Genomic DNA, 12,337 nt, shown 5'->3' with positions numbered 1-12,337 from the left:
TTGCGACCCTGTCAGTGCGCAAGCAGTGGCGCGGCGGTAAAAACCGCCGGCGCCACGGGCCATTACCGCTCACTGCGAGAGTAATCTTCGATGGCATACGACACCCCCAGGGCCGTTCCTCCCCAAACCATTGGCTTTTTGCTGCTGGACCAATTCACTTTGATCTCTCTGGCGTCTGCTGTAGAGCCTCTACGAATGGCCAATCAGTTGACCGGTCAAGAACTGTACCGTTGGCACACTTTCAGCTTGGGGGGCGAGCAGGTGTGGGCAAGCGACGGCATGCCGATCACTCCGGACTCGTCGACCAATAGCGCACCGATGCTTGATACCGTGATCGTCTGCGGCGGCATTGGCATTCAAAGCGCTGTGACCCGGGAGCACGTCACCTGGTTGCGAGCCCAGGCGCGACGTTCGAAGCGGATCGGGGGCGTGTGCACAGGCAGTTGGGCCTTGGCTCAGGCAGGTTTGCTCGATGGCTTCGATTGCAGCGTGCACTGGGAATTTCTGGCGGCCATGCAGGAAGCCTTTCCGCGAGTGAACCTCAGCTCCAGTTTATTTACGCTCGACCGGGACCGCTTCACCAGCTCCGGTGGAACCGCGCCAATGGACATGATGCTGCACCTGATCAGTCGCGATCATGGTCATGAACTGTCAGCGGCCATCTCCGAGATGTTTGTCTACGAGCGAATCCGCAACGAGCAGGATCACCAACGAGTGCCCCTCAAGCACATGCTCGGCACCCATCAACCGAAGTTGCAGGAAATCGTCGCCTTGATGGAGGCCAATCTGGAAGAACCGATCGACCTCGACGAACTGGCGAATTATGTCGACTTGTCCCGTCGACAGCTTGAGCGGTTGTTTCAGAAATATCTCCAATCCTCGCCTTCGCGGTACTACCTCAAACTGCGCCTGATCCGCGCGCGTCAGCTGCTCAAGCAAACGCCGATCTCCATCGTAGAGTTGTCGGTGGTCTGTGGATTTGTGTCCACACCCCATTTCTCGAAGTGCTATCGCGAGTGTTTCGGCATTCCACCCAGCGACGAGCGCTTTGCGGCGCAACCGCAACCGCAAGTGACCGCAAGACCGATTGGGCACGCATTGTCGTCGGCAAGGCCTGCGAGTTTGCTGGATCAGGCACGTGATGAGTCGACATTTGCCAGTATCAAGATTGTGAAACCCTGATCAAGGTTGTGAATCCTTGGTCGCAGGTTGCGCAGATAGGCCATGGGTGTGGTGTCGCCAAAATCGCGCAAGCCTGCCAAGCCTGACAGCGCCGATAACTATCCTGCTATCTGATAACCCAGCCCTGTACGGACACCGAATTTTTTCGTAATTGCGCCGGGCTGATGCCAAGGCGTTGCTTGAACGCTGTCGTCATATGCGCCTGGGAGTTGAATCCGCAGGCGAGGGCGATGCCGGACAGGCTGGCTGTCGAATCACGCAGCAGGGCGCGGGCCTTGGCGAGTCGTCGCTCGATCAGGTAACTATGTGGGCTTTTGCCCGTTGCCTGCTTGAATGCCCGCATGAAAAATCCCTCGGACAATTCAAGCAGTCCGGCCATCGCCTGCACGCTCAGCGAACCTTCAAGACCCGCGTCGATGAATTCATCCAGCAGGCGCATGCGGCGGGCGGTGATGGAGCCCTGGGTCGGCGCCGGCAACGCTTCCTGCACCATGGCCCGTTGAGCCAAGGCGAGCCCCCAGGCCTCCCAATCGTCATCCATCGAGGCGTGCAACAGCGCGTTGCGCATGCGCAGCGCAAGGCTTATAGCCTGCGGATCGATGCGATTGTTGTATGCCCGATCCCCCCTCAGCGCCAGACCGTCAGCGCGCATGACCCGCAGATATTCACCGCCTTCGGCCGACTCGGACAACACGTCACACCCGACAGGGACAAACGCCAGGCCGTTCGGCGTGGCAACGAAAGGCCGCACTCGGTCGCTGCCGATGGCGTGCAGGCCTTGCTGGCTGTCGAAGGCAAAGCCGATTGCCGCATGGGTCGCTACGTATCGGGCAGCGTAGGCGGAGCCGGGCAATAATTCGATCGTCCAGGGCCCGGCCTCGACACGGCGGACCGGTTCGGTCAGGAGCGATGATGGCAGGCGGTTTCGAGGGTTCATGCACACCATAGTAGTGAAGACGGGCCACAAAAGTCAGGTCGGTTTTTTGAAAGCCGGGGCGTGGGCACTGCGTCCAGACTAGGCAAAACCTCAGGGAGAGTGCTCATGCACAGACTGACTCGCGACGACATCGAACAAGCCGCCCACCAGGTGTACCAGGTCATGCCTGCCACCGCCCAGTACCCTTGGCCATTGTTGGCGGAACGGTTGGGTTGCACAGTGTGGGTCAAGCATGAAAACCATACGCCTACGGGGGCTTTCAAGGTGCGTGGTGGCATTACCTTCATGCACTGGCTCAAACGCGCGCACCCCAGCGCCAGGGGCATCGTTACCGCCACCCGCGGCAACCATGGTCAGAGCCTGGCGCTGGCGGCACGCGCCTTGGGTTTGCGCGCATTGATCGTAGTGCCGGAGGGCAACTCGGTGGAAAAAAACCATGCCATGCGCGGCTTCGGCGGCGAGGTCGTCGAATGGGGTCGCGATTTCGATGATGCCCGGGAAGAGGCCGCACGCCTGGCGCAATTGCATGGCCTCTATCTGGTGCCGCCGTTCCATACCGAGTTGGTCAAGGGCGTGGCCACGTATGCGCTGGAACTGTTCAAGGCTGCGCCGGACCTGCATACCGTCTACGTGCCGATCGGCTGTGGTTCCGGGATTTGCGGGGTGATTGCCGCGCGCGACGCGCTGGGACTGAAAACCCACGTAGTGGGCGTGGTTTCCACCGAGGCTGCTGCCGCAAAACTTTCGTTTGAAACGCAAGCAATGTGCGAAACCGCGACGGCGAATACCTTTGCCGACGGCCTCGCCGTCCGCAAGCCGATTCCTGAAGCCTTTGCCATCTACGGTACGGCGGCGGCGCGGATCGTATCCGTCGGCGAGGGCGAGATTGCCGAGGCCATGCGTGTGTATTACACCGATACCCACAACCTGGCGGAAGGGGCCGGCGCGGCGGCCCTGGCGGCGCTCATTCAGGAGCGTGAAGCCATGGCGGGAAAACGGGTGGGGGTCATTCTGTCCGGCGGGAATGTCGACCGGGCGGTGTATGCGAGCGTGATCGGGTGACCGACGGCGGCGTCAGTACTCGGGTTCCGGCTCGAGCGCCGCAAGCGTTTGCGCGTCAATCCGCGCCAACGCGCTTGCAGTTTTTCTTGTGGCAGCGGCTACAAGCCCAGCTTGTGCTTGAGTTCTGCCTCGCTCAAAACGCCGCTGGCCGGGCCGCCCGGTAATCCTTCATCCGCCCGCGCCAGCGGCAGCAGTACCGGGACAAATCCGGCGTCGCGCACCAGCCGGGCGCCCATGTCACGGGCCTGGGCGTCGTCTGCGAAGGTTGCAATCGCCTTACCTTTGCCAGACTGGCTCTTCATTGATGCATAACCGATGGCGTTGAATGCCCGCACCAGGTGCACACCGGGCAAGTACTGCTGGTCTGCCAGGGCGACTCCCTGTTCCAGCGCCTTGCGCCCGACATCTGCGTCACGGCTGCTGAACGGGTTGCTGGTGCTGAACACCACTTTACCCTCCAGCTTGCCCTTCAACTGTTCGGACAGCGCCGGCATTGCCCCGTAGGGAACACTCAGCACGATCACATCGCCCCATAACGCGGCATCGCTGACCGAGCCCGCCTGGGCATTCGGGCCGGCGGCCTTGACCAAATCCGCCAGTTGATCGGGGTGGCGTGAGGAAAACATCACCGAGTGCCCGGCCTTCACCCATAACGTGCCAAGCGTCCCGCCAACCTGACCGGCGCCGATCACGCTGATCTTCAAGGTGTCCGCCAGCGCCTGGCTGCACAGGAGCAGAGCGGCGAACGTTAGAAAGAGGATCCTGGCCATGCGCTCCGCTCCCGGGTTGGACAAGGGGGTGTGCAATTACGGTAGTAGAGACTGGGTATAAACGAAAGGCGCTTGCGGGGCTCGCGGGTCTCGACTTGGCATTGTTCTGTGTGACCAGATTCGCACCGTTGACCTTGAGGCCTGTGGCGCCAAGCGCATTGAGTCGGTTCCGGAGGTGGTGATTGACCTGTCAGGTATGATTGGCGAGCATGCAAGATGTCCCCTGCAGGGGACATTCACCTCAGCGCTTGGATTTAGAGTGGCCTCAGACAAGACCTGTCCCCGACAACAATAAACCGGGAGCCACCGGACCATGCATCAGCCCCAAGTCGTACCCCATCAATCCCTGTATTTCCCCTATCAGGTTTATCCTGCTTTCGTGCCGTCTCCAGGCGTCGTCAATCGCTCGCCCGTAGTGATCGTGGGTGCCGGCCCCATTGGCCTGACGCTCGCGCTCGAACTGGCGCGCTACGGGGTCAGAAGTACCGTTCTGGCGGCTCAGCAGCAAGTCTGTGAAGGCAGTCGCGCGATTGTTTTCACTCGCCGTTCCATGGAGATTTTCCAGCAGGTGGGGGTGTCCGAGGCGGTGACCGAACAAGGCCTGCCCTGGCGTTTCGGCAATTCGTACTACCGCGGTCAGCGGGTGTTTCGCATGGAAGCACCGGTCGACGAGCACGATCGTTTTGCGCCGATGACCAACCTGCAACAGCAGTACCTCGAGCAACATCTGGTGGAGGCCGCCCAGGCGCAGCCGTTGATCGAATTGCGCTGGGGCAACAAAGTCATCGGTATCGAGCAGAGCGTCGACCGTGCCGTGTTGCAAGTCGATACCCCGGACGATGTCTATTCACTGGAGGCCGATTGGGTGGTGGCCGCTGATGGCGCCCGCTCCGGACTGCGCTCGTTGCTGGGGCTCAAGCTTGAAGGTGCGTCCTATGAAGGGCGGTTCGTCATTGCCGACATCCGCATCAAGCTCGATCTGCCGACCGAGCGCCTGGCGTTTTTCGACCCCTCGTGGAACCCTGGCAACACCGTGCTGATGCACCGCGAGCCCGGCGATATCTGGCGCATCGATTACCAGTTGCCCGCGGACGAAACCCCCGAGCAGGCGCTGCACCCCGACTCCTTGCATGAGCGGATCAATGCGCAACTGGCGATGCTCGGCGTCGAGAACCCGGTCTGGGAGCTGGATTGGAGTTCGGTGTATTCGGCCCGGGCGTTGACCCTGGCGCAGTACATTAATGACCGGGTGATTTTTGCCGGGGACGCGGCGCATCTGTTGCCGATCTTCGGCGTGCGCGGCGCCAATACCGGGTTCCAGGATTGCCACGACCTGGGCTGGAAACTGGCACTGCACATCAAAGGTGTGGCCGGTGCCGGACTACTGGCTTCCTACAGCGACGAACGGGTCAAGGCTGCTCGGGAAATCATTGAAGAGGCAGGCAAGAGCACGCGGTTCATGGCGCCACCCAGTCGCGGCTATCGACTGTTGCGCGATGCGGTGCTGTCGCTGTCATTGACCCGGGAGTTCGTGCGCCCGCTGTATCACTGGCGAACCTCAAGGGCTCACGACTACGCCGATTCGCAACTTAACGCGGTGCACGACGATAACCTGCTGTTCACCGGCGGGCCGCGCAACGGTGCGCCGTTGCTCAATGTTCGCCTGGCCGAGCAGCACTATTTGTTCGACGCGCTGGCGCCCGCTTATCACTTGATTTGCTTCACTGACGCGGCGGTGCTCGATGCCGGCGTCGTTGCCCAGGTCGAGGCCTTGCGCCGTCAGGGACTGCCGATACAGGTGATCGCGATCGCCATGAACGGCGTCGGTCAGGTGCAACACGCCGACCTGACCCTGGCCGATCCCGACGATCTGTTCAGCGCGCGGTATGGCGTGCAGCACCCAGGCGCCGCCTATCTGGCGCGCCCGGACCAGCACGTCTGCGCCCGCTGGCTGCATCTGGATGCCGAGCGTTTGCGCCATGGATTAATCCAGGCCCTTGGCCACAACGGGAGTACCCAACCATGAGTCAGTTGATGAACGTGGCAGACCTTGAGCGCGTCTATGATCGGCTCGCCGAGGCGATCGACCGTACCGGTAACGACAGCGAATTGTTTCTGGTCAAACTGGCGCTGCTGGCTGCCGAGGCCCTGAACGATGTCGAGCGCTTCGACACACTGATCGAATGCGCCGTGCAGGACCTGTAAAACCTCGCGCCAGCCAATAATTACAAAAACAGGATCACCCTATGCCATCCCGTCCTGCTGTGACCCCTGGCGAGGAGGCCGGCGCTCATCCGCCGGTCATCGCCAAAGTCTCGAAACGCCTGTTGTGGTTTCTCTTCATCTGCTTCGTTTTTTCGTTTCTGGACCGTATCAACATCGGCTTTGCCGGGCTTACGATGATGGACGACCTGGGCTTGAGCAGTACCCAGTTCGGCATGGCAACCACGATTTTCTACCTGGCCTACATCGCGTGCGGCATCCCCAGCAACATGGTCCTGGCGAAACTCGGCGCCCGTCGCTGGATCGGCAGCCTGATGATTGCCTGGGGCCTGGCGTCGACCGCCACCCTGTTTGCGCATGACGCGGCGAGCCTGTATTGGTTGCGTGCGTTGGTCGGTATCACCGAAGCGGGATTCCTGCCCGGTGTCCTGCTTTATATGACGTTCTGGTTTCCGGCGGCGTACCGGGCGCGAGCCAATGCGCTGTTCATGATCGCCATGCCGTTTACCGCGGGCTGGGGTTCGGTCTTGTCCGGTGCCATTTTGGGGATGGATGGCCACTGGGGCCTGGCAGGCTGGCAATGGCTGTTTCTGCTCGAAGGCTTGCCCAGCGTCGTACTCGGTCTGGCGGTGTACGGTTACCTGGACGATAAGCCGCGCCAGGCACGCTGGCTGAGCGACGATGAGAAGCTGCAGCTGGCAGAGTTGCTGGAGCGGGACCGCCAGGCGCCGTCACCCCACGCTCACTGGGGACGTGAGTTGCTGTCGCCCGCGGTGCTGCTGTTCTGTCTGGTGTACTTTTGCCTGGTCAACACCCTGGCGATGATCGCGGTCTGGACGCCGTTGATCGTCAAGAGCTTCAGCGCTGGTCAGAGCAATACGCTGATCGGATTGTTGTCGGCCATTCCGCAAATATGCACCATCGTGGGCATGATCCTCTGGGGCCGACACTCGGACCTGACCCAGGAGCGGCGTTGGCACCTGGCGCTGCCGATGTTGCTGGCTGCAGCGGGCTGGCTCTGCACGGCCTTGTCGAACGAGCCGATCGTGCAACTGGCCGGGGTCTGCATGGCGGCGACGGGGTCCTACACGGCCATGTCGATTTTCTGGACCCTGCCGGATCGCTCGTTGAGTTTTCAAGCCCGGGCAGTGGGCATCGCGGTGATCAACGCGGTGGGTAACCTGGGGTCGGCCCTCAACCCCTTGGTGGTCGGCTGGCTCAAAGACCTGACCCATACCTATACCGCCGGTTGTCTGTACGCGGCGCTGCTGTTGCTGGTGGCTGCCATACTGGTGCGCACGCTGCCCCACGAACGTCAACCTTCATCGCGCGAATTGATCCCTGAATGAACCACTGGCCGCTCACCACCGTTTACAACCAGGTCCCACTGACGACGGGGCAAATCGCCCATCTCCTGGCTCGGGTGGGCGATGACTGTCGGACCTGGCTGGCGGCAGAGTTGTTGACGTTGGTGCGGGGTGTGATGCCGCTGGCCCAATGCACCATTTTCGCTTATCCCGAGGGCCAGGAGCCGCAGGTGTTGTCGTGTTCCGATCAGGCCAGGCTGGTGGAGATATCGCGTATTTCCCGCGATTACGTCGAGCGTTTCCACAGCCTGGATGGCAACCGCCAGGCGATGCTGGGTCATCGGGCGAAATACGGTGGTGCGCGAATCCTGGCCCAGCTTCAGTCAGTCGAAGACATCACCCATCGTGACTATCGACGCGTCTGTTATGAACAGCCGCAGATCTCCCAGCGCATGGCCTTGCTCAATCATCAGGAGGAGGGTGGCGGCTGGCTGTCGATCAACTTCTATCGAGGTCGTGAGCACGGCAACTTCAACCAGCGCGAAATCGAATTTATCGAGTCGGTGGCGCCGTTGCTGATTCAAGTCACGCGGTTGCACTATCGCGCCTATATCGAAGCCAATCAGATGCCCTCCTTGCTGAGTCAGCGCGTCGAGCGTCTCTATCCTGAACTGACTCGTCGGGACCGCGAACTGCTCAGGCATCTGCTCAGTGGCCTGGGTGCGGAAGATATTGCGCCCCTGATGGGTATCCAGCGCTCGAGCGCCGCTACCTACATCAAGCGGCTTTATCGAAAGACAGGTGTCAGCGGACATCGGGAATTGCTGGGGCTGGTGGTGAGAGGTCGTTGGTCCTGAGCGCGCATTGATCCAGACGGTACTGCGCCTGCATTTCTTGTGCATGCAAAAACCTCACTATTGGCACTGTGTCACGACCCGGGCGCCGCGTATTGTTTTCAATTTCAAAGGGCCCATCTGTTGCGATTCGAGATCGAGTCCCAGGTGCAGCTGTTTCAAATTGGAAGGCGATAGAAGGACAAGACCGTGGCAGCGAGTGACATATCCAGGGTGAAAATCCCCGACAGTAAAATGGCACGCGAGGTGACGCAGCTGATTCGCGATACCGAAAGCCCATTGCTGTTTTCCCACTCCACCCGCGTCTACTTCTGGGGCGCTCTGCTCGGGGAACGCAAGGGCCTGATCTACGATCCGGAATTGCTTTACGTCGCAGCCATGTTCCACGATCTGGGCCTGACCTCGATCTATCGGGAGAGCCAGCTTCGCTTCGAGGTGGACAGTGCGAACGCCGCGCGCGACTTCCTGGTAAGCCATGGCATTGGCGAAGGGGACATCGAGAAAGTCTGGGCCGCCGTTGCCCTCCATACCACTCCGGGGATTCCAGAACATATGCATGCAGAAATCGCCCTGGTGCAGGCGGGAGCGGGCATGGATGTGGCTGGACGTGGCTTTGAGCATTACACCGATGAACAGCGCGAAGCGGTGATCGCCGCGTATCCTCGCGACAGCGACTTTGCGCACAAGATGATCGACGAGTTTTATCATGGGATGAAGCATCGGCCTGGCAGTACGTTCGGTACCTTCAACGATGATTTCCTTGCGTTCAAGGATCCGGGCTTCAAGCGAACGGATCTGTGCAGCATCATCCTGTGCTCGCCATGGCAGCATTGATCGACCCCTGCCTGCCACCCCCCTGCAGGAGCGAGCTTGCTCGCCAAAAAACGTCAACGATAACGCGTTTTACCTGAATGAACGCGGTGCCCTCGAGTCCTTCGCGAGCAAGTCCGCTCCCACAGGGGGCGCGGTTGAACGGGTCACGTAATTCTGGAAACCGTTACGGTGTCCACGCTCAATCCTGGACCTGTCCGTCCTGCAAAGTCTTGGGCTTCCCCAATATGTAACAGGGGTGAAGCTGACCATTGGGATGGGTCGTCACCACGATGCTGATGAGCTTCCAGCCTTCGTGAATCTTCAAGTTCGCGTCGTTGGTGGAGAGAGCTTCCATGACCTGGTGCGCCTCGGACATATGCATGTGATTACTCGCTGATCGGATAGAGTCAACGATTAGGCATACGCCGGGCAGGGGGGTTCCATTTGGCTTCCTGTCAGCCGCCATGTGCTGACCCGTGCTCAACCGCCCGCAGGATGCGGACGATGCCGGCAGCGTCGTGTGCGGACGTCGAAGCTATGCAAACCCGAGGAACGACAGGATAACCACGACAATCACAACTAATCCGACGATGTAGACGATGTTGTTCATGAAACCCACCTCTCAACCTGGATTGCGATACGAGGGTGTTGCAACTACAAGGTACTGCACCTTTGCGCACAATTCCATTTGGCATTGCCTGGGGCCCATTGCTCATTCGCAATTTACCCGGGCGTCAGGCGAGCCGTTGTAGGAGCAAGCTTGCTCGCGATGGACGTCAACGATAACGCGTTAATTCTGAATGAACGCGTCGCCCTGGAGACCATTGTCGGAACGCCGCCCGGAGCATGAACGCCAGGCTCGCCCGGGCGATCCAATGGGTGCGTATCAGGGCGCTCACCTTGGCGCTTTCAAAAATCGGAGCTCATGGTCGGGCGTGGGCAACAGGCACGTGTCGTATTTGCCAAAGAGCCGGTATCGATTCAGCGCAATGCGATCGTATGCCCAGTCTCGCAGCTGGCGCGGGCAGCCACGCAACAGTCCCACTGGACGCCAAACGCCGGGCAGCAGGGCGATGACCTCGAAGATTGCATCGGAACGCACCCAGTAGTGCCGGTCGCGGATCACGGCCATGGTATCGAATTGATCCAGGGGCAAGTCTGCCCAAGCCAGCAGCGCCTGCCCTTCGGGCGATTGTACTGATGCCAGCCGGACGCGCCGGTCGCGGTCGTGGCGGATCAGGAACCTTGCCCAGCCATTGCATAGCTTGCACACGCCGTCGAACAAGACCACGGTCTCGCCTTGCTTGAGTAATGGCGCGGGTGAGGGCCGGAATCGGGGCACTGGCATAGACGTGGGTCCATTCGGGGCTGGGTTGTCCCGGATCATACCTGCCTGCCAGCGTTAAAGTCTGTTCTTGGCCGAGTGCGGCCTGTCGCGACGGGCGAACGACCCGCTCCCGATGTTGGCCTCGTGACCGCCTGTAACCCTGAACAAGGGCGGGCTCACGCTTGGCTATTCTTGAAGACACGAACCGCAAGGGCCGTTGAAGGAATGGCTACAGGGTGCACGTTGAACAGAGGATTGCATGATGAAGATGTTACTGATGGTCGAATGCCCCAATGAACCCTTCAACTCCCTGGTCAAGGCCGGGGAGGTGGGCAAGGTTATCGAAGGCATTCTGCAAAGCATCAAGCCGGAGGCGGTGTACTTTACCGAGCAGGATGGCCTGCGCGGCGGGATTTTCCTGGTCGATGTGCAAGACCCGTCTGACATCCCCGCTTTTGCGGAACCCTTTTTCCTCAAGTTCAACGCCAGCTGCAAGTTCCGTATTGTGTTGAGTCCGCAGGACCTGCAAAAAGCCGGTCTGGAGAAGCTCGGACAAGCGTGGGGGTGAAGCGGGTTCCAGTGAGCGAATCAACGTGCCCGCTGCGGCTCACCACTGGCAAGGGTCCGATCGACCAGGCGGATACTTTCGCGTGCGCCACGCTTGGAGGCGTCGAGCGCGGTGTCGCCTTGCTCGATCAGTGCGCCAGGCTTAAGTGGTCATCACGTTCACTGGATAATTTCGAAGGACTTTACCGCTGTAGCCGTTTACATGACATGCTCGAAGCCGGCCCGAGTGATATGGACATTAATGTTTTTGCAGGTCGTCGGGCTCTCCGAACGATCGTCATGGAAGAGGGAAGTATTGTGCATTCAAGAAGTTTGCTGGCAGGGCTGTTGGTCTCGATGGGGATTTTTCTGAGTGGGTGTGACAAGGCCGACAACAGCCAAGGCGTTGCGTCGCCAGCTCATGAAGTGCAGGAAAAGAGTTCCCGACAGGCCGAGATCGAAAAATACAACATCTATGTCGAAGCGGCGAACAGGGGCGGGGATTTTGGCGACACGCTGCAAAAGCGCCAGGGGGAGTATGCGAAACCGCTCGCGTCAGGCAAGAAACTGACGAGTTATTACATGTTCAGTGGCTACGACATCACCATTTTGCAAGGGCACCTGAACAAGGCATTGGCGCTCTCGTACCCAATGCCGGAGCTGGATGAACCCGCCAAAGGCATGCTGATCGCCCTGGAAAAACTGGCGCCTGTTCACGCGGAACTCGCCAATTACGCCAGCGCCAAGGGTTACCTCGCCGATGACGGAAAAAAGGCCCGTGATATGGAGCCCGCACTTGAGGCGGCCTTGGAGGATGTGGCCGTAGTCCAGGCGAAATTCTATGACGGCATTCGCCAGCGCGACGAGATCAATACCCAAACCGCCTTTGAGGATGCCGAGAAAGACAGCTTGGGCTATTACACCGCAGGCATTGTTCTATACGCCAAGCAATCGGTGCGATTGTCCGATGATTTTTTCCGCTCTGCCGGGACTGAGGAAACAGCCAGGCCTTTTGAGGAAAGTCTGAACAAGACTGCCAAAATGATCGAGGGCTGGGACAAAACGGGTCGGGCTCAGACGCCTGCTCTTAAGTGCAATGTCCTGCTCAGTGATCTGAACGGTTTTGTTGGCAAAGGCCGGCAAGCAATCAGCACGGCAAGAAGCGGGGGCTACAAATTTGATGAACAACGACAGATGATGTGGGAGCTCAATAATCCCATCAAGCGAGATGCGAAAACGTTTGGGCAGTCCTTTGCCTCACTGATTAATGGCCTTAACCAGGATCGTTGCATCTGAACTGAGAGCAGGGTCGGCCG

At 59.8% G+C, this 12,337-nt stretch carries 13 protein-coding genes; 9 read left to right on the top strand and 4 right to left on the bottom strand.

Annotated elements, in window-relative coordinates:
- Positions 1–90 precede the first annotated feature (90 nt).
- On the top strand, positions 91–1,182 hold the full coding sequence (gene gbdR / locus ACA041_RS19620; protein ID WP_497436097.1) for a choline metabolism transcriptional regulator GbdR: 1,092 nt from the start codon (positions 91–93) through the stop codon (positions 1,180–1,182).
- 106 nt (positions 1,183–1,288) lie between these two features.
- Here gbdR and ACA041_RS19615 read toward each other — a convergent pair whose 3' ends face one another.
- On the bottom strand, positions 1,289–2,119 hold the full coding sequence (locus ACA041_RS19615) for a helix-turn-helix transcriptional regulator (RefSeq protein WP_497436094.1): 831 nt from the start codon (positions 2,117–2,119) through the stop codon (positions 1,289–1,291).
- 105 nt (positions 2,120–2,224) lie between these two features.
- Between ACA041_RS19615 and ACA041_RS19610 the strand changes: the two genes are divergently transcribed.
- Complete coding sequence (locus ACA041_RS19610) at positions 2,225–3,181, top strand: threonine dehydratase (protein WP_497436091.1); 957 nt, start codon at positions 2,225–2,227, stop codon at positions 3,179–3,181.
- A gap of 98 nt (positions 3,182–3,279) precedes the next feature.
- Here the strand turns inward: ACA041_RS19610 and ACA041_RS19605 are convergent, their stop codons facing one another.
- Positions 3,280–3,951, bottom strand: a complete 672-nt coding sequence (locus tag ACA041_RS19605) for an NADPH-dependent F420 reductase (protein ID WP_497436089.1) — start codon at positions 3,949–3,951, stop codon at positions 3,280–3,282.
- A gap of 313 nt (positions 3,952–4,264) precedes the next feature.
- Here ACA041_RS19605 and ACA041_RS19600 point away from each other — a divergent pair, with 313 nt between their 5' ends.
- From ACA041_RS19600 to ACA041_RS19580, 5 genes are all read left to right on the top strand, one after another.
- The gene (locus ACA041_RS19600; RefSeq protein ID WP_497436087.1) at positions 4,265–5,977 is read left to right on the top strand and encodes an FAD-dependent monooxygenase; all 1,713 of its coding nucleotides are present in this window, start codon (positions 4,265–4,267) and stop codon (positions 5,975–5,977) included.
- Positions 5,974–6,156 (top strand): DUF2783 domain-containing protein, encoded by a 183-nt coding sequence (locus ACA041_RS19595; RefSeq protein WP_497436084.1) that lies wholly within the window; start codon positions 5,974–5,976, stop codon positions 6,154–6,156. Before ACA041_RS19600 ends, ACA041_RS19595 begins: the two co-directional genes overlap by 4 nt.
- Positions 6,157–6,197: 41 nt before the next feature.
- Entirely contained in the window at positions 6,198–7,523 is a 1,326-nt protein-coding gene (locus tag ACA041_RS19590; protein WP_497436082.1) for an MFS transporter, read from the top strand.
- Complete coding sequence (locus tag ACA041_RS19585; protein WP_497436078.1) at positions 7,520–8,338, top strand: helix-turn-helix transcriptional regulator; 819 nt, start codon at positions 7,520–7,522, stop codon at positions 8,336–8,338. Before ACA041_RS19590 ends, ACA041_RS19585 begins: the two co-directional genes overlap by 4 nt.
- Positions 8,339–8,569: 231 nt before the next feature.
- Positions 8,570–9,169 carry an HD domain-containing protein gene (locus ACA041_RS19580; RefSeq protein WP_497442124.1) on the top strand — a complete coding sequence of 200 codons (600 nt, stop codon included), beginning with the start codon at positions 8,570–8,572 and terminating at the stop codon, positions 9,167–9,169.
- Between the two features lie 178 nt (positions 9,170–9,347).
- Here the strand turns inward: ACA041_RS19580 and ACA041_RS19575 are convergent, their stop codons facing one another.
- Positions 9,348–9,530: a hypothetical protein gene (locus tag ACA041_RS19575; protein WP_497436073.1), complete on the bottom strand. Its 183-nt coding sequence runs from the start codon at positions 9,528–9,530 to the stop codon at positions 9,348–9,350.
- Positions 9,531–10,043: 513 nt separating this feature from the next.
- Positions 10,044–10,496 carry a thiol-disulfide oxidoreductase DCC family protein gene (locus ACA041_RS19570; RefSeq protein ID WP_497436069.1) on the bottom strand — a complete coding sequence of 151 codons (453 nt, stop codon included), beginning with the start codon at positions 10,494–10,496 and terminating at the stop codon, positions 10,044–10,046.
- 241 nt (positions 10,497–10,737) lie between these two features.
- Here ACA041_RS19570 and ACA041_RS19565 point away from each other — a divergent pair, with 241 nt between their 5' ends.
- Both ACA041_RS19565 and ACA041_RS19560 read left to right on the top strand, forming a co-directional pair.
- Positions 10,738–11,043, top strand: a complete 306-nt coding sequence (locus ACA041_RS19565; protein ID WP_497442123.1) for a panthothenate synthetase — start codon at positions 10,738–10,740, stop codon at positions 11,041–11,043.
- A gap of 11 nt (positions 11,044–11,054) precedes the next feature.
- Positions 11,055–12,317, top strand: a complete 1,263-nt coding sequence (locus ACA041_RS19560; RefSeq protein ID WP_497436065.1) for a YiiG family protein — start codon at positions 11,055–11,057, stop codon at positions 12,315–12,317.
- Positions 12,318–12,337 lie beyond the last annotated feature (20 nt).

Source organism: Pseudomonas sp. LBUM1676, from assembly GCF_059695605.1.
Note: the sequence above shows the minus strand (reverse complement) of the source record. Positions and strands in the feature narration are given on the sequence as shown.

Coding starts and splice junctions, on each gene's coding strand:
- ACA041_RS19590 (WP_497436082.1), top strand. CDS start 6,198: ATGCCATCCCGTCCTGCTGTGACCCCTGGCGAGGAGGCCGGCGCTCAT.
- ACA041_RS19595 (WP_497436084.1), top strand. CDS start 5,974: ATGAGTCAGTTGATGAACGTGGCAGACCTTGAGCGCGTCTATGATCGG.
- ACA041_RS19570 (WP_497436069.1), bottom strand. CDS start 10,496: ATGCCAGTGCCCCGATTCCGGCCCTCACCCGCGCCATTACTCAAGCAA.
- ACA041_RS19585 (WP_497436078.1), top strand. CDS start 7,520: ATGAACCACTGGCCGCTCACCACCGTTTACAACCAGGTCCCACTGACG.
- ACA041_RS19580 (WP_497442124.1), top strand. CDS start 8,570: ATGGCACGCGAGGTGACGCAGCTGATTCGCGATACCGAAAGCCCATTG.
- ACA041_RS19610 (WP_497436091.1), top strand. CDS start 2,225: ATGCACAGACTGACTCGCGACGACATCGAACAAGCCGCCCACCAGGTG.
- ACA041_RS19575 (WP_497436073.1), bottom strand. CDS start 9,530: ATGCATATGTCCGAGGCGCACCAGGTCATGGAAGCTCTCTCCACCAAC.
- ACA041_RS19615 (WP_497436094.1), bottom strand. CDS start 2,119: ATGAACCCTCGAAACCGCCTGCCATCATCGCTCCTGACCGAACCGGTC.
- gbdR (WP_497436097.1), top strand. CDS start 91: ATGGCATACGACACCCCCAGGGCCGTTCCTCCCCAAACCATTGGCTTT.
- ACA041_RS19565 (WP_497442123.1), top strand. CDS start 10,738: ATGAAGATGTTACTGATGGTCGAATGCCCCAATGAACCCTTCAACTCC.
- ACA041_RS19605 (WP_497436089.1), bottom strand. CDS start 3,951: ATGGCCAGGATCCTCTTTCTAACGTTCGCCGCTCTGCTCCTGTGCAGC.
- ACA041_RS19600 (WP_497436087.1), top strand. CDS start 4,265: ATGCATCAGCCCCAAGTCGTACCCCATCAATCCCTGTATTTCCCCTAT.